At 49.2% G+C, this 18,781-nt stretch carries 21 protein-coding genes; 15 read left to right on the top strand and 6 right to left on the bottom strand.

Annotation, left to right across the window (positions count from 1 at the left end; genetic code table 11):
* Positions 1-11: 11 nt before the first annotated feature.
* On the top strand, positions 12-488 hold the full coding sequence (locus VIS94_10930; GenBank protein ID HEY9161586.1) for a TlpA disulfide reductase family protein: 477 nt from the start codon (positions 12-14) through the stop codon (positions 486-488).
* On the opposite strand, the gene VIS94_10925 is transcribed toward VIS94_10930, so the two are convergent.
* The 5 genes from VIS94_10925 to VIS94_10905 form a co-directional block, all read right to left on the bottom strand.
* Positions 475-2,880, bottom strand: coding sequence for a homocysteine S-methyltransferase family protein (locus VIS94_10925; GenBank protein ID HEY9161585.1), 2,406 nt, complete (start codon positions 2,878-2,880; stop codon positions 475-477). The two genes, VIS94_10930 and VIS94_10925, sit on opposite strands and share 14 nt — an antisense overlap.
* A 14-nt stretch (positions 2,881-2,894) precedes the next feature.
* The gene (gene amrB / locus VIS94_10920; protein ID HEY9161584.1) at positions 2,895-3,719 is read right to left on the bottom strand and encodes an AmmeMemoRadiSam system protein B; all 825 of its coding nucleotides are present in this window, start codon (positions 3,717-3,719) and stop codon (positions 2,895-2,897) included.
* 198 nt (positions 3,720-3,917) lie between these two features.
* Positions 3,918-4,316: a 30S ribosomal protein S9 gene (rpsI, locus tag VIS94_10915; protein HEY9161583.1), complete on the bottom strand. Its 399-nt coding sequence runs from the start codon at positions 4,314-4,316 to the stop codon at positions 3,918-3,920.
* Positions 4,317-4,328: 12 nt separating this feature from the next.
* Positions 4,329-4,757: a 50S ribosomal protein L13 gene (gene rplM / locus VIS94_10910; GenBank protein ID HEY9161582.1), complete on the bottom strand. Its 429-nt coding sequence runs from the start codon at positions 4,755-4,757 to the stop codon at positions 4,329-4,331.
* Between the two features lie 117 nt (positions 4,758-4,874).
* Positions 4,875-5,435, bottom strand: coding sequence for a hypothetical protein (locus tag VIS94_10905; protein ID HEY9161581.1), 561 nt, complete (start codon positions 5,433-5,435; stop codon positions 4,875-4,877).
* A gap of 109 nt (positions 5,436-5,544) precedes the next feature.
* Here VIS94_10905 and eda point away from each other — a divergent pair, with 109 nt between their 5' ends.
* From eda to VIS94_10855, 10 genes are all read left to right on the top strand, one after another.
* Positions 5,545-6,174 carry a bifunctional 4-hydroxy-2-oxoglutarate aldolase/2-dehydro-3-deoxy-phosphogluconate aldolase gene (gene eda, locus VIS94_10900; GenBank protein ID HEY9161580.1) on the top strand — a complete coding sequence of 210 codons (630 nt, stop codon included), beginning with the start codon at positions 5,545-5,547 and terminating at the stop codon, positions 6,172-6,174.
* A 9-nt stretch (positions 6,175-6,183) separates the two neighbouring features.
* Positions 6,184-7,278 (top strand): sugar kinase, encoded by a 1,095-nt coding sequence (locus tag VIS94_10895; protein HEY9161579.1) that lies wholly within the window; start codon positions 6,184-6,186, stop codon positions 7,276-7,278.
* Between the two features lie 230 nt (positions 7,279-7,508).
* A complete protein-coding gene (locus VIS94_10890) occupies positions 7,509-8,435 on the top strand; it encodes a DMT family transporter (GenBank protein ID HEY9161578.1) in 927 nt (308 codons plus the stop codon).
* Positions 8,436-8,438: 3 nt separating this feature from the next.
* On the top strand, positions 8,439-9,236 hold the full coding sequence (locus VIS94_10885) for a 3-keto-5-aminohexanoate cleavage protein (protein ID HEY9161577.1): 798 nt from the start codon (positions 8,439-8,441) through the stop codon (positions 9,234-9,236).
* The gene (locus VIS94_10880) at positions 9,233-9,973 is read left to right on the top strand and encodes an SDR family oxidoreductase (protein HEY9161576.1); all 741 of its coding nucleotides are present in this window, start codon (positions 9,233-9,235) and stop codon (positions 9,971-9,973) included. The genes VIS94_10885 and VIS94_10880 overlap by 4 nt, the downstream gene beginning before the upstream one ends.
* Positions 9,974-10,043: 70 nt before the next feature.
* Complete coding sequence (locus tag VIS94_10875) at positions 10,044-11,087, top strand: Gfo/Idh/MocA family oxidoreductase (GenBank protein HEY9161575.1); 1,044 nt, start codon at positions 10,044-10,046, stop codon at positions 11,085-11,087.
* Between the two features lie 10 nt (positions 11,088-11,097).
* Positions 11,098-11,442 carry an SCP2 sterol-binding domain-containing protein gene (locus VIS94_10870; protein ID HEY9161574.1) on the top strand — a complete coding sequence of 115 codons (345 nt, stop codon included), beginning with the start codon at positions 11,098-11,100 and terminating at the stop codon, positions 11,440-11,442.
* Positions 11,443-11,614: 172 nt separating this feature from the next.
* The gene (locus VIS94_10865) at positions 11,615-12,763 is read left to right on the top strand and encodes a M24 family metallopeptidase (GenBank protein HEY9161573.1); all 1,149 of its coding nucleotides are present in this window, start codon (positions 11,615-11,617) and stop codon (positions 12,761-12,763) included.
* Between the two features lie 15 nt (positions 12,764-12,778).
* On the top strand, positions 12,779-13,555 hold the full coding sequence (locus VIS94_10860; GenBank protein ID HEY9161572.1) for an SDR family oxidoreductase: 777 nt from the start codon (positions 12,779-12,781) through the stop codon (positions 13,553-13,555).
* A 9-nt stretch (positions 13,556-13,564) separates the two neighbouring features.
* The gene (locus tag VIS94_10855) at positions 13,565-13,933 is read left to right on the top strand and encodes a YajD family HNH nuclease (protein ID HEY9161571.1); all 369 of its coding nucleotides are present in this window, start codon (positions 13,565-13,567) and stop codon (positions 13,931-13,933) included.
* A 6-nt stretch (positions 13,934-13,939) separates the two neighbouring features.
* Here the strand turns inward: VIS94_10855 and VIS94_10850 are convergent, their stop codons facing one another.
* Positions 13,940-14,824, bottom strand: a complete 885-nt coding sequence (locus VIS94_10850) for a creatininase family protein (protein HEY9161570.1) — start codon at positions 14,822-14,824, stop codon at positions 13,940-13,942.
* 151 nt (positions 14,825-14,975) lie between these two features.
* On the opposite strand from VIS94_10850, the gene VIS94_10845 reads away from it, so the two are divergent.
* Genes VIS94_10845 through VIS94_10830 form a run of 4 tightly spaced genes read left to right on the top strand, consistent with a single transcriptional unit; the run spans position 14,976 to position 18,781 of the window.
* Positions 14,976-15,632 carry a hemolysin III family protein gene (locus tag VIS94_10845; protein ID HEY9161569.1) on the top strand — a complete coding sequence of 219 codons (657 nt, stop codon included), beginning with the start codon at positions 14,976-14,978 and terminating at the stop codon, positions 15,630-15,632.
* 46 nt (positions 15,633-15,678) lie between these two features.
* The gene (locus tag VIS94_10840; GenBank protein HEY9161568.1) at positions 15,679-16,473 is read left to right on the top strand and encodes a class I SAM-dependent methyltransferase; all 795 of its coding nucleotides are present in this window, start codon (positions 15,679-15,681) and stop codon (positions 16,471-16,473) included.
* A gap of 57 nt (positions 16,474-16,530) precedes the next feature.
* Positions 16,531-18,315 carry an aminodeoxychorismate synthase component I gene (gene pabB / locus VIS94_10835; protein HEY9161567.1) on the top strand — a complete coding sequence of 595 codons (1,785 nt, stop codon included), beginning with the start codon at positions 16,531-16,533 and terminating at the stop codon, positions 18,313-18,315.
* On the top strand, positions 18,302-18,781 hold the full coding sequence (locus tag VIS94_10830; protein ID HEY9161566.1) for a CBS domain-containing protein: 480 nt from the start codon (positions 18,302-18,304) through the stop codon (positions 18,779-18,781). Before pabB ends, VIS94_10830 begins: the two co-directional genes overlap by 14 nt.

The following is an 18,781-nucleotide window of genomic DNA, read 5'->3' as shown; positions in this document are numbered from 1 at the left end:
GACCTAATGAAATGAAAAAAAGGCTTATTGTAACTCTGGCAACCTTATTCCTGATGTCCTTCATGGCAGCATCCGTTTTTGCAGCCAATAATCCGAAAGCGCCTGATTTCACGCTTCAGGATATGAACGGAAAGAGTGTTTCACTGAACAGCTTCAAGGGTAAAAACGTGCTTCTTTATTTCACGACCACATGGTGCCCCTACTGCAAGAAGGAAGTACCCGAGCTGAAGGAAATGCACAAGAAATATAAGGGCAAGCTGGAAATAATGGCGATTGACATGAATGAGAGCAAGGCAAAGGTCTCATCCTACATAGAGAAATACCAGATACCTTATACGACCCTGCTTGATTCCGATGGCAGCGTCGGTATTGACTACAGCGTAAGGGGAGTACCCACAAAAATACTCATTGGAAAGGATGGCCGGGTATTCTGCTACATGTGCAGAGACCTGCCCAATCAGATCGAAGAGCTGCTCAGGAAGAAGTGACCTGACGGATCAGTCCTTCAGCAACCTTCACGGCTTCCACCCCGTCTTTTGCATATGCCGCATTGATTGATGCGGCATATTCGGCTGTCACAACCGCACCACCAACCATGAACGGACAGATAATACCCCGGTCACGAGCAAGCTCAATGACTTCTTTCATTACTGTCATGGTGGTGGTCATCAATGCAGATAAGCCTACAATATCAGGCCTGTATTCATTTATCGCCTTGATGATAGCCTCACTCGGAATATCCTTGCCCAGGTCAATCACCTCAAACCCGTTGTTTCTGAGCAGAAGAACGACAATATTCTTTCCGATGTCGTGTATGTCTCCCTTTACGGTCGCCATGAGAATACGGCCTTTACTGGCGTTTGATGCCTGATCAAGCATGGGTTCAAGAAAGGCAAATCCCTTCTGCATGGTTTCGGCGCTGGCGATAAGCTGAGGCAGAAAATATGTGCCCTTTTCGTACAGGTCGCCAACCTGTCTGATTGCAGGGATCATGACATCGTTTACAAGACTGCCTGCATCAGACCCTGCTGAAAGCGCCTTTTCAATAAACATTGCCACATCATCCCTGTCGCCGTCCAGAATAGCCCTGGCCACCTGACGGGAAGGGGACAGAACGTCGGCCTTCTCAGGTACATTGTTCCGGGAAGAGGCATATCTGGATATGTAGAACCTGGCCCCTTTGTCGCGCCCGGTCAGGACATCAGAAGAAAGCTTAATCGCCATCAGCTCTTCACTTGACGGATTTGCAATCGCCATGCTCAAGCCCCTGGAAACGGCCATTGCAAGAAATGATGCATTTATCCACCTGCGCTCGGGCAGGCCGAACGAGACATTTGACAGCCCCAGCAAGGTACGGACATGATAAACATCAGTACACCATTCTATTGTATCGAGAGTCACCCTGGGAGCATCCTGCTCTGCCGAGACGGTCATGGTGAGGGCATCAACAACGATATCATCTTTTGTGAACCCATAAGACTGTGCCTCGCCGAAGATAGCTTCCACAACCGCTTTTCTATCATCAAGCGTCCTCGGGATACCGCTGTCGGTGAGCGGCAGCAGTATGAACATGGCCCCGTATTTCGCCGCCACGGGTAGTAACGCCCTGATCTTGGCCTCTTCACCTGAAATCGAATTTATCAGGGCCCTGCCCGGATAAAGCCTTAATGCAGCTTCGATTGCCTCGGGTTTCGAGCTGTCAATTACAAGCGGCAGGTCAGTGATGGATGAAAGCAGCCCTACCACCGATTTCATGACGGCAGGTTCATCAATCCCCGGGACGCCTACATTGACATCGAGAAGGTCTGCTCCGGCATCATTCTGTTCACGGGCAAACTGCCGAACCATGCTGAGACTGCCCTGCTTCAATTCGGCCTGCAGCATCTTTTTCCCTGTAGGGTTGATGCGCTCACCGATGATGGCAACCGGTCTTTCATTATCAAGTATTATATGGGACCTGGCCGAACTGAGCGCAGAAATAGCATTAATGAGAGGAGGTCTGGGAACCGTATCCTTTTCAGCCTCCGCAACAGCCTTTATATGTTCAGGGGTCGTGCCGCAGCAGCCTCCCAGCATATTGATGCCTGCCTCGGTAAAGGCCCTTCCGAATGACCCGAACTCGGACGCATCCATGTCGAAAACGGTCTTGCCGTTAACCAATTTCGGCAAACCCGCATTGGGTTTAGCCACAAGGGGCACCTTGGCGAAAGGCTTCATCATGGCGATTATCGGAAGCATCTGCTCCGGACCGGATGAGCAATTGCATCCGACTGCATCGGCGCCAAGGGCCTGAAGGGTTATCAGTGCAGTAACAGGATCTGTTCCGCCCAGGGTCTTTCCGCCCGGTTCATAGGTCATGGTCACTATCGTAAAGGCGTCGGTGAGCTCTTTTACAGCAATAAGCGCTGCCCTTGCCTCCTGTATGTCCAACATGGTTTCGATAACAAAAAGGTCAACGCCGCCGTCAATAAGACCTTGAGCCTGCTCCTTGAATATATCCACTGCATCTTCGAAAAGAAGGCTGCCGAATGGTTCCACAAACAGGCCGGTCGGGGCGATGTCGCCGGCTACGAAAATATCGTTGCCGATGGCGCTCCTGGCAATCTCCGCCAGTTTCTTATTTGTATTATATACATCGGTTATGCCGTATTGCTTCAGTTTAGGTCTGCTTCCCCCGAAGGTAAATGTATAAATGACATCGGCGCCTGCTTTGACATATTCTGAGTGAACCCTTTTCAATTCTCCGGGATTTTCAAGCCCCCATGCCTCGGGACAGACCCCTGCCGGCATACCTCTTGATTGAAGAAGGACACCGTTTGAACCGTCAAGTATGACGACTTTCTTTTTGATCAGTTCATTAATTGCATTCTTTTTGTCCATCAAACTCTCCGGTCCTATGAAATGACCGCTGAAAGATAACCCACTACAGAAGACCTGTCGCCGGTTATATCGGCGGATGTTGCATATTTCAGGACGTTAACGTCCGTCCTTCCTTTTGCCTTTGCATAAAGCATGGCGGCCATGATCGGGCCCCCGCCGCATGCTTCACTCCTGCCCGAATCAATTGCATCGCTTAAGCCTTCGATATCATACCCGCTGATAAGTTTTGCCAAATTTTTGTCCATTACGTGAGCGCGTTCGGCATGATGGAAGTGCGAAAGGTCGGAGCTTGCTACAACAAGCGTTTCTTCAGGGTCCGGAATAGCCTTTTCGAGAGCTTCTGAAAGTTCCCTGCACATTGGTAGAGACTGCTCTCCCATAATCAGGGGACACAAGCTGAACTCTCCTAGAACATGCTTGAGGAAAGGCAGCTGGATTTCCAGTGCGTGCTCTGTAACATGAGGAGATCTTTCATCACGGATATACCGTGAAGAATTCATGAGCGAACTGCAAAGTTCTGTATCTATGTCAATCCTTCCCAGAGGCGTCTCGAAGCCGCCCATCGCCCAGACAGAGACAAACGGGAAAAATGCCTTGTGCGACGGGCTTATTACCACAACATTTTTATACCTATGGCCTGATACGGCCTTGTAGGCATACCCGGCGACAGGCCCTGAGTACATGTACCCTGCATGGGGACATATGATTACTGCAGGTTTTTTTACTGACGGACTTATACTGGCATTATCCAAATATTTCCTTATATCCCTTGTAAGCACTTCCGGAGTCCCCGGGTACCATGACCCTGCAATGGCAGTTTTTCTTATATTATCTTCCATGGCCGTCCTCCTTTTTCGAATATGCGCGCAACGTTATGCGCAAAAACAACATCGAGTCAAGGTTGAGGTTTTTAAAAGGGTTCCGGCATGTATGGAAATATCATTATAAGTGCCGAACGGTGCGGATTTCTGAAACGAAAATGCAGCAGGCTTTTTCTGCCTGCTGCATCATGGATATTATAAGAGTTCTGAAAAAAACTACCTCTTGGAGTACTGAGGTCTCTTTCTCGCCTTGTGCAGACCGTATTTCTTTCTTTCGACCATTCTGGGGTCGCGTGTAAGGAAACCCGCCGCCTTGAGTGCAGGCTTGAGCTTTTCAGGGTCGAATTCGGAAAGTGCCCTTGAAATTCCGTGGCGGACAGCGCCTGCCTGGCCTGATATTCCGCCGCCGGCAACTGTCGCATATGTATCGAACTGTCCGGAGGTCTGCGTAACATCATAAGCCTGCAGTGCGATCAGCTTTAACGATTCCCTGTCGAAATACTCGTCAATCGCCCTGCCATTGACTGTAAACAAGCCTTTTCCCGGCTTGATCCACACGCGGGCTGCTGCATTCTTCCTTCTTCCCGTTGCGTATATTTTCTGTATCTGTGCCATATGTTCCCCTCTTTACAGATTAATCGCTTTTGGCATCTGGGCCTCGTGCGGATGGTTGGAGCCTGTATAAACCTTCAGTTTCTTGAACATGGATTTGCCGAGGCTGTTTTTTGGCAGCATGCCTCTTACCGCATGCTTCAGTATTTCTTCGGGATTTTTCGCCATAATGCTTTTAGCCGAAGCCGCTTTGATTCCGCCCATATAACCGCTATGGCGGTAATATGTCTTCTGCTCGAGCTTGTTTCCGGTCAGCTTTACCTTCTCCGCATTGATGACAACTACAAAATCACCGGTATCTACATGCGGGGTAAAAACCGGTTTGTTTTTTCCGCGGAGAATGGAGGCTATCTCAACCGCAACCTTGCCTACCACCTTATCGGCGGCATCAATTAGGACCCAGTTTCTTTCGGCCTCTTCCTTTTTTGCTATAAACGTCTTCATGTATACACTCCTTGGCCTGAATAGAGGCTCGGATATAACCGAAGCAAATTCCCGTGTCAAGAGCAGATACGCACTATTTTAAAGGATAATGTTCCGGCCTGAAAATAAACGCTTTTATTACTTAGATAAAGAAGTATCCGGATTATAAATAATTCTGTTATCAATTATATCTATCACAGAGTTCCCTTTATCCTTGATATCCGCATACGGGTCAGGTTTCGCCGCCTTCATTTCAGCCGCCACCCCCGGTTTGAGCATCCATCCTTCGATTTTTATGCGTCCGTAATCGTCCTTTGTTTCAAGTATGGTTACCATGACATCTTTCTGGAGTGTTGCGATTTCCTTTTTATCTCCGGGGATATTGAACACATTTGTCTTTTTTCCCACTACCAGATTATATGGCGGCTGCTGGGAAGAAATCCCCTGAACAGGCACCCATCCACCTGTGCTTATCTGCAGATATTTGTCTTTTTCCCCTGAAACCCATACCATCAGTTCCTTTGCCAGAACGGTTGTCTTTGTCCCGTCAGGTTTGTCAAAAACAGCAGTGTTGACACCGAGCTGAAGCATATAACCAGATGGCTTGCTTTCAGGGACACCCTGCTGCGGATCCGCAGCATATCCGGCTGCCGCCAATACTGAAAAGCATATTGATATTAATAGAATTTTTTTAATCATCCGGCGCCTCCTGTTTTGTCTTTATAACTTATCGGTACTTGGATATAGACCATTATATCAAAATCATCTATTGAACACTTACAAATAATTTTTCAGTGAGGACGTTCTCATGAATGATGTTCTTGCAGTTATTGGAAAATTCAGAATCCTTCCGATTGTGGCAATAAAAAATGCAAAAGATGCCATCCCTCTTGCGGATGCGCTTATTGCCGGCGGGCTGCCTCTGGTCGAGGTCACGTTCAGGACCGATGCTGCAGAAGAGGCGATCAGAGCAATTGCCGCAAGAGGCGACATGCTTGTTGGTGCGGGAACAGTCATCACCGTGAATCAGGCCGAAAAAGCGATCGCAGCAGGGGCACAATTCCTGGTCTCCCCCGGGTTTGACGCTGAAATCGTCAGGTTCTCACTTGAGAAGGGAATCCCCATTACTCCCGGAATATGCACGCCCAGCGAAGTGATGGCCGCAATGAAACTTGGGCTGACCACGCTTAAGTTCTTCCCGGCCGAAGCCTATGGAGGACTCAAGACCTTAAAGGCCATCAGCGCCCCGCTCGCTTCGGTCAAATTCATCCCGACAGGCGGTGTGAACACAAAGAACCTTGCCGAATATCTTGCCTTCCCCAAGGTGCTTGCCTGCGGCGGCACATGGCTTGCGACTTCCGAGATGATAGAACAGGAAAGGTTTGAAGAAATAACCGGTTTTTGCGAAGAGGCCGTCCTTATTGCGGCAACTGTTTAAGGAGACAGTATGTTGAAAATAAAATCCGCAGAGACGTGTACATTTGATGAGGTATCGCTGGGTGAGGTCATGCTCAGGCTTGACCCTGGCGAAGGCCGGATTCATACGACCCGCAGTTTCAGGGTCTGGGAAGGAGGCGGCGAATATAATGTGGCACGCGGCCTCAGACGCTGTTTCGGAATGCGCACTGCCGTTGTCACCGCGTTTGCTGAAAATGCCGTTGGACGTCTCATTGAAGACTTCATCCTCCAGGGCGGTGTGGATACCCGCTTCATCAAATGGATACCCTTTGATGGAGTCGGCCGCAATGTCAGGAACGGGCTTAACTTCACCGAGCGGGGCTTCGGGATAAGAGGTGCTTTGGGTGTTTCCGACAGGGGAAATTCCGCTACAGCCCAGATGAAAAAAGGCGACATTGATTTTGAAAACATCTTCGGCACGATGGGTGTTCGCTGGCTGCATACGGGCGGCATCTTTGCCGCACTTTCGGACACGACGGCAGGTGTTATCGAGGAGGCCTTCAATGCCGCTAAAAAGCACGGCACTATAATTTCATATGACCTAAACTACCGGCCGTCTTTATGGAAATCCATCGGCGGAAAAGATGCTGCACAGAAGGTGAATCGGCAGCTGGCAAAATATGTGGACGTGATGATAGGCAATGAAGAGGATTTCACGGCCTGCCTCGGCTTCAAGGTAGAAGGCGTGGATGAGGGTCTTTCTGCACTTGATACTGCAGGATACAAAAAAATGATCGATGATGTCGTAAAGGAATTCCCTGATATCAAGGTTGTGGCGACCACACTGCGCACAGTGAAGTCGGCGAGTGTCAATGACTGGGGTGCTATATGCTGGGCAGAAGGTAAGTTCTATGAGGCACAGCATAGAGAAAACCTTGAAATCATGGACCGGGTCGGAGGCGGCGACAGCTTTGCCTCCGGGCTCATCTACGGCCTCATGACCAAGGGAGACCCGGCCTATGCCGTCGAATGCGGTGCTGCCCACGGGGCGCTGGCAATGACCACTCCCGGCGACACCTCTATGGCAACGCTGGCAGAGGTAGAGAAGATAATGAAGGGGGGAGGGGCAAGGGTCGAAAGGTAATGATACAGGACGCCAGAACTTCCCATACTTTTGTCGCTTAACGAATAAGCTGTTGAGCGAAACCTTTTTATTTCTTTGATTCCGCTTACCAGCTTAATAGCTCATCAGCTATATGTTGAATTGATTCTATAATCATCAGATGAAATCGAGTAAATCTTATAATAGAATTGACATGTAATATTTTTTTCTGCAAATTGGTAAGACCAATTTAACCGGGATAAGGTGAAATCATGCATAAGGGTTACATATTAGGAGTAGTCCTTGCAATATTGAGCGGTGTCCTCAACCAATTCGGACAGCTTTTGCAGAAAAAGGCCGTGAACAACCTGCCTGAGGAGATCAGGAAATCAAAATTCATGAGGACTCTGCTCAGGAATCCCATGTGGATCACCGGACTGGTGATGTCTATCGGAGCGGGAACCGCCTGTTTCATGATCGCGCAGGATTACATCGGGCCTGCTCTGGTGCCGGGTCTTATGGCGTCAGGGCTTATCGTGCTGGCGCTGGGTTCGGTCTGGATGAACGGTGAAAGTCTTGATACATTCGAGATCACCGGGATTTTTCTCATGATTATCGGCATCACCCTTCTCGGTTTCAGCAGGCTTGAGATAAATGGTGAAACGGTCATTGCGAGCCTTGAAACAAATTCGGCGCTCATGCGTATTGCAGTTTTCAGCCTGAGCCTTACCACGCTCTGGGTCATATTTCATTTCATATCGCTTAAGTCAGGAGGAAGGAAGGGCATTGTAATGGGTTTTTCAAACGGCTTTCCGTTCGCCATTTCAAACCTCTGGATAGCCCCGCTTGTAGCCGTTATATTCCTGGTGCTCGAAGGCAAGGGTTCGACTTCTCAGATAGTAATCTTTATAACGGCAAGCATCATCCTTGTAGGAACAAATGTAATAGGCATGTGGCAGACCCAGGAATGTTTCCGCTACGGACAGGCCAGCAATATCATACCTGTCCAGCAGGTCCCTGTTCAGATCGCACCCGTGCTTGTATATTTCTATGTATTTGCGCTCAGAGCGCCCGATTCCGCATCTGTCGCATATATGCTCTCAGGCGTTTTGCTTATTATAATCAGCGGGTTCCTGCTCGGGCGGAGGCAGGAAGAGGCGGCTGCAGAAACAGATATTATCCAGGAAACAGGAGAATAAAAAATGGAAAAGCTCATCATTACGGCTACAACGGCAAATTCATGGATTCACCCTGATGTCAGGAACTGGTCCGACAACGATGAGGACCTTATAAAAGACGCCATAGAATGCGCAGAGGCAGGCGCTTCCATTCTGCATGTCCATCTGCCAAGAAGTCCTCAGGCTACATACATCGTCGATAAGATACGCGCCAAGACCGACGCCATCATTCAGGCCGGCATGTCCAGCTTTCCCATAGAAGAGCGCCAGACCGATTTTGACTGCAAACCGGATATGATGTCCATCATACTCAATCATCATGCCGAGGAATTTACGGCGGTCACGGTCGACAAGCTTCACCCTTTGACCGAACTCGAGGCATATGCTCTCAAATGCAAGGAATATAGCATCAAACCTGAATGGGAAGTATGGCATACAGGGTCCTACTGGAACTTGAACTGGCTTTTTAAAAAAGGCCTTCTCAACCCCCCGCACATCATAACAATGTTCTTCGGCTGGCCCGGAGGTACATGGTGTCCGCCCGAGGTCGAAAGCTATCAGTACCTTATGCGATTCAAGCCCGATGGCTGCCTGCATACCGTCAGTACAATGGGCGAAGAACAGACCAAGATGGCTGCGCTAGCAATAAGCACGGGGGGCAATATCCGGATCGGCACCGAAGACAACCCCTTCATGGAAGATGGCCGTCCTGCGAAAAACAACGCCGAGCTCATCGAAAGGGCGGTCTGGCTGTCTAAAAAGATGGGAAGACCTGTAGCAAATGCAGCAGAAGCAAGAAAGATAACGGGTATATCGAAATGAAACTGGAAGGCAAGGTTGCAATAATCACCGGTGCAGCGGCAGGCATAGGCGAGGCGACAGCCTTACTGTTTGCCAGGGAAGGCGCAAAGGTCGTCTTAAGCGACATCGTGCCCTGCAATGGGGTTGAAACAATAAACGCCTCCGGCGGCGAGGCCGTGTATGTCAAATGCGACGTGTCCAGAGAGGAAGACGTCAAACGCCTTATTGATGAAACCATAGCCGGATTCGGCCGTTTGGATATCCTGCATAACAACGCGGGCATTGTAGTTGCGGGCAGTGTAGATACTTCCTCAATCGATGACTTTGACAGGACAATGGCAATCAATGTACGAGGCACATGGCTCTGTTCTCTTTATGCAATACCGCATCTGAAAAAAACAAAAGGCGTCATCATCAACTGCTCCTCATCGGTTGCCATAAGAGGCGTTACCAGCCGTGCCGCATATTCGGCATCCAAAGGCGCAGTGCTTTCGCTAACAAAAGCGATGGCGATGGACCACGTATCGGAAGGCATCCGGGTTAATGCAATCCTGCCAGGGACTACGGATACCCCTTCTCTTGCAGTACGCCTGGCTCAGACAGGCAATGCCGACGAGGCAAGAAAACAGATTACTGCCCGCCAGCCGATGGGCAGACTCGGCAAATCCGAAGAGATAGCCGAGGGCATACTACTGCTCGCCACAAACGAGTTCTGTACAGGCACATGCCTTTCAATAGACGGCGGGATGACGATTTGAGAATAATGCAGGATTATCAATCATCCATTCCGCCTGGCAGGAAGAGATAAAGAAAAAGGAGGAATTCTTCATGGCTTTCAAGGCGGGAATTATAGGAGCGGGCAATGCCGGCAACTGGCATGCGAATTCAGTGAAGAAGATACCTGAGCTTGCTGAGGTTGCAGCAATTGCCGACCTTGACGATAAATGCCTCAAAAGAGTGGGCAGGAAGAACCCCGGTGCCGACTTGTGCACGGACTACCATGATATCCTCAAGAGACCTGACATAGACTGTATCCACATATGTCTGCCGCATCACCTGCATGCAAAGATATGCGTCGAAGCCTTTGAAGCCGGCAAGCATGTACTGTGCGAGAAGCCGATAGCAAACACCCTTGAAGAGGCCGATGCAATGATAGCCGCAGGCAGGAAGGCTGGGAAGATCCTCATGATCGCCGAGAACCAGCTGTTCCTTCCGGCACACCGGAAGATGAAGGAACTGATCGATGCCGGCGTCATAGGCCTGCCGAAACTCGTAAGGACCTATGAGGGCGGCTCGGAAGTAAACAATATGAGCGACCCAACATGCTGGAAGGGCAAAGTGGAGGAGTCAGGCGGAGGGGCCTGGATAGACAGCGGTATACACAGGGTCGGTGTCGTTCTTTATCTCATAGGGGACATTGACAGCATCAGCGGAAGGGCCGCACGGTGCATGCCCGAGATGAACTGCACAGCCGACGACAACTGCTCTTTCTCGGTCGGTTTCGAAAAGGGCGCTATTGGAAGCATAGACTGCAGCTTCACCGTCGCCAGCGAATGGAACAACACTATCGAGATTTACGGCACAAAAGGCACCATCCTGGAAGACCACAACCGGGAACAGCCTCTTAAGCTGTTTTCAACACTTCCCGGACCTGACCAGGGCAAATGGGTCTGCCCGGAAGTGGAGCACAGGCCATATCCGGGATATTACCCGCTCACATTCGAACTCGAGGTGAAGCATTTCTATGAATGCGTTTCAGAGGGCAGGGAACCGTTCGTGACAGGCGAATTCGGCAAGAAGGCGCTTGAGGTGATCCTGCTTGGCTATGAAGCATCTGAGACCGGCAGGACCATATACAGAAATAAAAACTGAGGAGGTTTATATGGCAGGATTAGATGAACTCAAAAAGGGATTGTCAAAATGGAAGGCGATAGCCGAAGACCCTGAGATGGCTGAGCATTTCAAAGGCTACAACAAGACCATGCAGCTAATCTTTCCTGATGTGAACGTAGGACTTCAGATGGTATTCAGGGGTTCCGATGTCGATATAGTGGAAGGCATCAGGGAAGATGCCGATATGAGCCTTTCCCTTGATTCGGAAATGTTCATGGGCATTATAAACGGTGAAATCGATCCTATCGATGCATTCATGGAAGGAAAGTTGAAACCCACAGGTTCGATGGAAGATCTGGAAAAACTGCAGGTGCTGATGGATATTGAGCTATAGCGATGCATCAGAAACCTTTTTATCTCCCTATCTCCCACCCCTTTTTCCCTCAAGGGAAAGAGGGCCGCAGATTTATTTTAATCCGCATGAAATACGGATTAAAATAAATGCATAACCTCCTCCTGCGATAAGGAGGGGTAAGAGAGAGGCCGAGGTTATAACGGAGGTTAAGATGGAAACAGATGATACCACAAAACCGGTTCCAATAGGTTTTTCCGCCGACAAAGCTTCAAAAGTTCTTTCGAACTACGGAATAGACGTGCTTGTGGCTGCGACGCCGGTAAATATCTTTTATACTACCGGTATGCCGACGCTTCATGTAGCGCCGAATCCGATACTTTATGTGCTGTCGAACCAGTTCCCAACGATGGCCATCATAAGGAAGGACGGCATCGAATTCGCCGCCACCTGGATGGTCTATCAGAGCACAAAGAGGTGGACATGGCTCGACGAAGTTGCAGGAACCGTAAGCCCCCAGCAGACTCTTGAAGAGATCGGCAAAAAGATCGAGGAATGGGGGTTAGGCGCAGGCGCGATAGGCATAGAAAGCCAGATGCCTCGATACCAGGCAGATTTTCTGCGCCAGCGTTTCCCTCAGGCAGCTTTCATTGATGCCGACAGGGCCTTTCTCGATATGAGATTTCTCAAGACCGGTGAAGAAATAGCCAGAATAAAGGAATCAACCCGCATTGCGGAAAAGGCGATAATGGCGGTGATTGACACGGCCAGAGACGGCATCACGGATGTCGAACTGCTGAAGATTGCGAAGAGGACCGTGGTTGAAGAGGGTGCCGAAGGATGGGATCACATGACAATGGGATTGGGTGCATCCGACCCGGAGGCGCCAGGCGTTGGCTATACGGTCAGCCCGGGACAGTTCAACCGTATCGATATAGGTGCGGTCTACAAAGGTTATGTTTCTGATATAAGCAGACAGTTCGTTGTTGGAAGCATCCCTGAAAACGGCACGGAACACATGGAGCGCATGATAAAGGTGCAGGAGTTTCTGGAGGCGAATCTCAAGCCAGGCGTCAAGGCCCTTGAGCTGTACAAGGAGGCCAAGGCCTATGCAAAGTCGCTCAAGAAACTAGGAATGACTTTCATCACTGCACACAGCATCGGCCTTGAATGCGAAGAGGCGCACATCTTCAGCCCCATGCGTCAGCTAGACATAGAGTTTGAAGAAAACATGGTGCTCGATCTTGAGGTCTGGCAGTCATTTCCTGCATCCAATCTGGTCGGCGCGGAAGACTGCTATCGCGTAACGGCAAGCGGCGTGGAAAGGATTTCCACTCTGGATAAAGGGATATTTGTAAAATAAAGGAGAATAGAACTTATGAGGGTAAAAGATAAGGTCACAATCCTTACAGGCGCCGGGTCGGGCATCGGAAGAGCGACCGCCATACTGTTCGCCAGAGAAGGGGCAATCGTATATGCATCCGATATAGACGAGGCTGGTCTGAACGAAACGTTTGACATGATCGGTGAAGGCAAGGAAAACGTCCACATATCCAGGGTCGATGTCACGAAATATGCGGGAATAAAAAAGCATATCGATGACGTGGCAGCAAAGCACGGCCGCATAGATGTGCTCATCGCAAATGCCGGAGTCGTAAGGGTAGGACAGGTTGAGGACTTTTCCGAAGAAGACTATGACCTCCTTCTCAACGTCAATATGAAGGGGACGTTCTTTTCATGCAAGGCGGCCATTCCCTATTTCAAGAATCAAAAGTCAGGCACCATCATAACACTTGCATCTGTTGCATCACACATAGGCCAGAACAATCATGCGAACTACTGCTCTACAAAGCACGGCGTGCTGGGATTCACAAAGGCCCTCGCCCTTGACATGGCGCCATACGGCGTGAGGGTAAACAGCGTGAGCCCGGGTGCCACCGACACCCCGATGCTGAGGAGCGATGTGGCGAAAGAGGCATCGCAGAGGGGTATAAGCTTCGAGCAAGTAAAAAAGGAATTCGAAGAGCAGGGTGTGCTCACCCGTTGGGCAGACCCCATGGAAATCGCCACGGGGATCTTGTTTCTTGCAACGGATGACGCATCTTACATGACCGGCTCCGACCTTCGCATTGACGGAGGCTGGACTACAAGATAGTTAATTCCCATGCCGCAGGATAAAGACACCATCAGCTCAATAATTGCCGAGGCAAGAAAACATCAGCAGGAGCGCGAGAAGACCTACCGCGAACGCGCTCTGAAGCTTTTCCCTCATGTCTGCGGCCGATGCGGCCGCGAGTTCGAGGGCAAAAAGCTCAAGGAGCTCACGGTCCACCACAAGGACCATAACCATGACAACAATCCGCCGGATGGGAGCAACTGGGAACTCCTTTGCATCTACTGTCATGACAACGAGCATTCGATACTTTCCGGCGAAGGCGAATACGGAAGCCAGACCAAGGACAGGTCTGCCGGTAGTTCCACAACATTCAAGGCCTTTGCCGGACTCGACAAACTGCTGAAAAACGGAAAATAGGAAAGCTTATTTCTTGCCAGGATATCGATAACCTGGATTGTATTTTCCTTTTTTAAAAAGTGACCATAAAAAGAACTCGATCCCTTCTCTGACTGAACCTATGCCCTGGTTAATAAAAATCCTCTTAAGCCCGAAAGGATTGAACGTCCCGTAGTAAATCTTGTCGAATTCCTTCAGGGCCTTTTCATATGGCTCAAGAGATCGGCATACGTGAGTTTCCGTTACAAGCCCGGCAAGTCTGGTGACAATCGTATCAAGGGCAAGATTTCCGAGCCCCGTTGAGGCGCCTGATCGCGGGTGCCTTCCGAATACCCCGTGGGCTATTGCCCGTTCGGCAAAATTAAGCCCTTCCGGCAGGTTTTCAAGATGCACCAGGGAAGGATCGATCGCCATCATCATCGACGTCTCCCACATGGCGGCGTGATCACCCAGATAGTCGATGTCGCCTGCAAAGACAAACTCAGGCAGTCCCAGTACATAAAAGCCGCTATGCTTTTTCGACAGCCGCCTCGACATTCCCTTTAGGTGCCTGATCTGGGTTGGCGGGTAGTGGCCGGAAAGAAAAACAGCCAATTCAAATCCCATGTCCTTGAGCTGCACGGCCAGGTCTTCAAGCATCCTGCGCATGAGGCATCTCGGAAATCTGAATGTATAGGGAAAATTGAGCGGGTCATAAGCCCCCCACTGGATAACCGGGAAGACCACACCGCCCGTCTTTTCAGCCGCGCGCTCACAGATGAATTCAGCCTTGATGCTGTCGAGCCCGAGCACATTCTGCTCGCCGTGCCATTCAAGTGCGCCGAGCGGAACATAGGCAAAAGGCGCCCTTTCGATGGCTTCCTTCATATCCTGAGGTGTCGCCCTCATATAACGGATAAAAGCCTCTGGCATGACCGCCTCCTTTGAATAAAACTTGAATGCTTCGGACTGTATTATACAGTTACGGCATCTCTTTTCAATTCGGTTTCGGCAAAAGCCTCATTTGATGTTTAAGGAATTATATGCTAATCCTGCAATCCGAATAATCGACAAGGAGCGGATAATGCCTGGAATCTCACTTCCAAAATATAAATTCTCAGAGGAGATAGCTCACAGCATAACTCACGGCATCGGCATTGTGCTGGCAATAGCTGCGCTCGCCATACTGACTGGATTTGCTGCCGTCTTCGGCACTGCCCGGCATATTGTGGGATGCAGCATATTCGGTGCCACTTTGATTATACTTTATACAGCATCCACCCTTTATCACGCCGTTCAGAACAAGAAGGCGAAAAAGGTTTTCAGGGTATTCGACCATTCGGCGATTTTCCTTCTCATTGCAGGTACATATACCCCTTTCACGCTCGTAACGCTTAAGGGCGGCCAGGGCTGGGCGCTCTTTGGCATCATATGGGGACTGGCCGTACTCGGTGTCCTGCTTCAGACCCTGACAAAGATGAAATTCGAGATACTGAGCCTCATACTCTATGTTGCGATGGGATGGATAGGGGTGGTTGCATTCAAGCCCATGTTCGCAATCCTTCCGACTTCCGGCATCATATTCCTTGTCGCAGGCGGCCTTTCATATACCTTCGGCGTAATCTTTTATGCCTGGGAGAGATTGCCTTTCAACCATGCGATATGGCATATGTTCGTATTAGGCGGAAGTGTGTCCCATTTTTTTGCGGTGCTGTTCGCGGTGATACCAAGACTGGCGTAACCAGACCGCTAAGCTTGTCCCTTGCAGGCTGAAACCATTAATTAATATGTCCGCGGTTTTATACGATACAATCGGCAGGAATTATTCCGTCCACCGCAGGGCGGATTACAGGATTGCGGATTGCCTCATTAATTATCTGAACATCCCTGAAAACTCCATAATCGCCGATATCGGCGCAGGTTCAGGAAATTACTCGAATGCACTGGCGGAACGCGGATTTTTTGTGAAGGCAATCGAGCCCTCGGATATAATGAAAAACCAGTCCGTAAAGAAAGATAACGTTGAATGGATAAAGGGTGCAGCTGAAAACATACCTTTAGAGGATGCATCAGTCGATGCAGTTGTCAGCATAATGGCCAGCCATCATTTCACTTCTCTTTCGGAGGCGCTGGCAGAGATGAACCGCATATGCCCGGACGGGCCCATATTATGGTTTACCTTTGATCCGCGTGAAGCCGATAATCCCTGGATAGCCGATTACTTCCCTAAGATATGGGCGGACGCCATGAGGATATTCCCGTCTCTCAATGAACTTAAAGACTTATTTTCAAAAGCAACTCATAAAACAGTCAGGATACATTCATTCAAACTGCCGCCGGATCTGGATGACAAGTTCCTGGCTGCCTGCTGGAGAAAACCGTCAGCTTATCTGAACGAAGATGCAAGACAAGCAATGTCGGGCTTTGCAGTTGCCGATCCGGTTCAGGTTGGACATGGCATTGAGAAACTCAAAAATGACCTTATTGATGGCACTTGGACACAAAAATATGGATATGTACTTAATTTTGAAGAAATAGACTGGGGTTATCGGTTCATTATTGCCGGAAAAGCGCATAATTAAGAATACATTTCGCTTAATTCTTGCACATGTTAACCGCGTGTGGCAATCAGGGCATTCATGAATCAAAGCCCTGCAACTGTTGTAATCCATGATGCATCATGCGGGAAATGGCTCAGGTTCTTGAACCCCTTAATGATTTTAAAAGCGGAAACTGAAAACGATGTGCTCCCTGTCCTTAATGAAATCCAGACCGAAACCGAGGGCGGGCGATACGCAGCGGGCTTTGTCAGTTATGAAGCATCTCCTGCCTTTGACAGTGTACTCAAGGTTAAAGAGGGAAGCGGTTTTCCCCTTGCTTGGTTCTGCATTTACGAAGAAGTTGAGAAAATTGAATTTCCATTAATAACCGGCACCGGATGCAAGAGACATGACAATAACCATTCAGGATGGCTGCCTTCGGTTTCTAAAGAAAAATATTCAAATGCGCTCGAAAGGATAAAGGATTATATACGCGAAGGAGAAACATACCAGGTCAATTACACAATGAGGCTCAAAAGTATTTATAAAGACGATCCATGGCAATTCTTCCTTGAAATCAACAACGCCCAGAAGTGCAGTTACGGGGCATATATCGACACACCAGAATGGACCGTCTGTTCGGCTTCACCCGAGATGTTCTTCGAATATGATAAAGGGGTACTGTCAAGCAGGCCCATGAAAGGCACTGTCAAACGCGGGCTTACGGATAAAGATGACAGGGGAAAGGCTTTATGGCTCAAATCATCAGAGAAGAACAGGGCGGAAAACCTGATGATTGTGGATATGGTCAGAAACGATCTTGGCAGAATAGCGGCCACCGGGACAGTAAAAGCGGAATCACTGTTCGAGATCGAAAAATACCCTACCCTCTGGCAGATGACTTCAACCCTCAGTTGCCTGACAGACGCCGGATTAACAGGAATTTTCTCAGCCCTTTTCCCGCCAGCCTCTATAACCGGAGCTCCGAAGGCCCGGACCATGGAGATAATCGAAGAACTGGAGGACAGTCCCCGAAAACTTTATACGGGAACGATAGGCTTCATTACACCTGAAAGAAGGATGCAGTTTAATGTGGCAATCAGGACGGTAATAATTGATAAAGAAGAAAACTCCGCCGAATATGGAGTAGGCGGTGGAATCATATGGGACTCGGAAATTGAAAACGAATATGAGGAATGTGCTGTGAAAGCGAAAGTGCTGACCCATAAACAACCGGATTTCAGGCTGTTGGAATCGATACTGTTCACGCCAGAGGACGGGTATTTTCTACTTGATGAACATATGTCAAGGATATGCGCATCGGCCGGATATTTTTCTTTTCCTTTTTCAGGGGAAAATGCCCTTGCAATGCTTGAAGAATATTCCCGAAGTCTTGAGAAAAAGCCCTGCAAGGTAAAGATGCTTCTGGCTCATGACGGGGGGATCGAAATATATTCCGAACCAATCAAGCCCGTCGCCCCCATCAGGGTCGCCCTGGCGGAATCACCTGTCGATTCCGGCAATGTGTTCCTTTATCATAAGACAACAAACCGCATGTTTTATGAAGATGCAAAATCCTCCCGGCCCGGTTTTGACGACGTCATCTTATATAACGAGCGCGGAGAGGTTACCGAGGGAAGCTCTTCCAACATAGTCATCGAACTGGATGGAAAGCTTTTCACACCACCTGTTTCCTGCGGGCTTCTGGGCGGCACATTCAGAAGTTCACTAATAAAAGCAGGTGTAATTTCCGAAAGGATTATCAGTATCGACATCCTTAACGAATGCAAGCGTATATATTTCATCAACTCGGTAAGAAAATGGCGGGATGCAAGCTTGGAAAAAATCATGAATAAAGACGGAGGCGCCCATGAAAGCACGTGATATTATGGTTCCCGTTACGCTTTACCTGAAGCCAGGTCAGGAGATACGGGATTTTGTAATAATGCTGAGAACCCACCGCGGACAGGACAGGACATCTTCATCGAAGAGCCTTCCCGTGCTCAATGAAAAAGGAGAATTCGCAGGCATAGTTTCGATAAAAGATGTATTGAGGGCTGTTTACCCGTCATATTTTTCTCTGTCCGACCTGGGTTCGTTCACCTGGGACGGCATGCTTGAGACACTTGCGAAAGAGGCCTCGGGGAAAAAGATATCAGAGATAATGAATCCCCCTGCTACCGCTGTAAAAGAAGATGACCCTCTCATGGAATGCGTTGACCACATCCTCAGGTATTCTATTTCGACCCTGCCGGTTGTCGATGAGGACGGCAGACTAAAGGGCATGATATATGAATCAGACATTTTTTTTACTATCGCCGATGCGATTGCGGGAAATACCGGGGAATAG

This window comes from Desulfomonilia bacterium, from assembly GCA_036567785.1.
Lineage (GTDB): Bacteria > Desulfobacterota > Desulfomonilia > UBA1062 > UBA1062 > DATCTV01.
This window is presented reverse-complemented; position numbering and strand designations above follow the sequence as displayed.

Excerpts from the sequence above, each read along its gene's own strand:
- VIS94_10930 (HEY9161586.1), top strand. The coding sequence starts at position 12 with ATGAAAAAAAGGCTTATTGTAACTCTGGCAACCTTATTCCTGATGTCC.
- VIS94_10925 (HEY9161585.1), bottom strand. The coding sequence starts at position 2,880 with ATGGACAAAAAGAATGCAATTAATGAACTGATCAAAAAGAAAGTCGTC.
- amrB (HEY9161584.1), bottom strand. The coding sequence starts at position 3,719 with ATGGAAGATAATATAAGAAAAACTGCCATTGCAGGGTCATGGTACCCG.
- rpsI (HEY9161583.1), bottom strand. The coding sequence starts at position 4,316 with ATGGCACAGATACAGAAAATATACGCAACGGGAAGAAGGAAGAATGCA.
- rplM (HEY9161582.1), bottom strand. The coding sequence starts at position 4,757 with ATGAAGACGTTTATAGCAAAAAAGGAAGAGGCCGAAAGAAACTGGGTC.
- VIS94_10905 (HEY9161581.1), bottom strand. The coding sequence starts at position 5,435 with ATGATTAAAAAAATTCTATTAATATCAATATGCTTTTCAGTATTGGCG.
- eda (HEY9161580.1), top strand. The coding sequence starts at position 5,545 with ATGAATGATGTTCTTGCAGTTATTGGAAAATTCAGAATCCTTCCGATT.
- VIS94_10895 (HEY9161579.1), top strand. The coding sequence starts at position 6,184 with ATGTTGAAAATAAAATCCGCAGAGACGTGTACATTTGATGAGGTATCG.
- VIS94_10890 (HEY9161578.1), top strand. The coding sequence starts at position 7,509 with ATGCATAAGGGTTACATATTAGGAGTAGTCCTTGCAATATTGAGCGGT.
- VIS94_10885 (HEY9161577.1), top strand. The coding sequence starts at position 8,439 with ATGGAAAAGCTCATCATTACGGCTACAACGGCAAATTCATGGATTCAC.
- VIS94_10880 (HEY9161576.1), top strand. The coding sequence starts at position 9,233 with ATGAAACTGGAAGGCAAGGTTGCAATAATCACCGGTGCAGCGGCAGGC.
- VIS94_10875 (HEY9161575.1), top strand. The coding sequence starts at position 10,044 with ATGGCTTTCAAGGCGGGAATTATAGGAGCGGGCAATGCCGGCAACTGG.
- VIS94_10870 (HEY9161574.1), top strand. The coding sequence starts at position 11,098 with ATGGCAGGATTAGATGAACTCAAAAAGGGATTGTCAAAATGGAAGGCG.
- VIS94_10865 (HEY9161573.1), top strand. The coding sequence starts at position 11,615 with ATGGAAACAGATGATACCACAAAACCGGTTCCAATAGGTTTTTCCGCC.
- VIS94_10860 (HEY9161572.1), top strand. The coding sequence starts at position 12,779 with ATGAGGGTAAAAGATAAGGTCACAATCCTTACAGGCGCCGGGTCGGGC.
- VIS94_10855 (HEY9161571.1), top strand. The coding sequence starts at position 13,565 with ATGCCGCAGGATAAAGACACCATCAGCTCAATAATTGCCGAGGCAAGA.
- VIS94_10850 (HEY9161570.1), bottom strand. The coding sequence starts at position 14,824 with ATGCCAGAGGCTTTTATCCGTTATATGAGGGCGACACCTCAGGATATG.
- VIS94_10845 (HEY9161569.1), top strand. The coding sequence starts at position 14,976 with ATGCCTGGAATCTCACTTCCAAAATATAAATTCTCAGAGGAGATAGCT.
- VIS94_10840 (HEY9161568.1), top strand. The coding sequence starts at position 15,679 with ATGTCCGCGGTTTTATACGATACAATCGGCAGGAATTATTCCGTCCAC.
- pabB (HEY9161567.1), top strand. The coding sequence starts at position 16,531 with ATGAATCAAAGCCCTGCAACTGTTGTAATCCATGATGCATCATGCGGG.
- VIS94_10830 (HEY9161566.1), top strand. The coding sequence starts at position 18,302 with ATGAAAGCACGTGATATTATGGTTCCCGTTACGCTTTACCTGAAGCCA.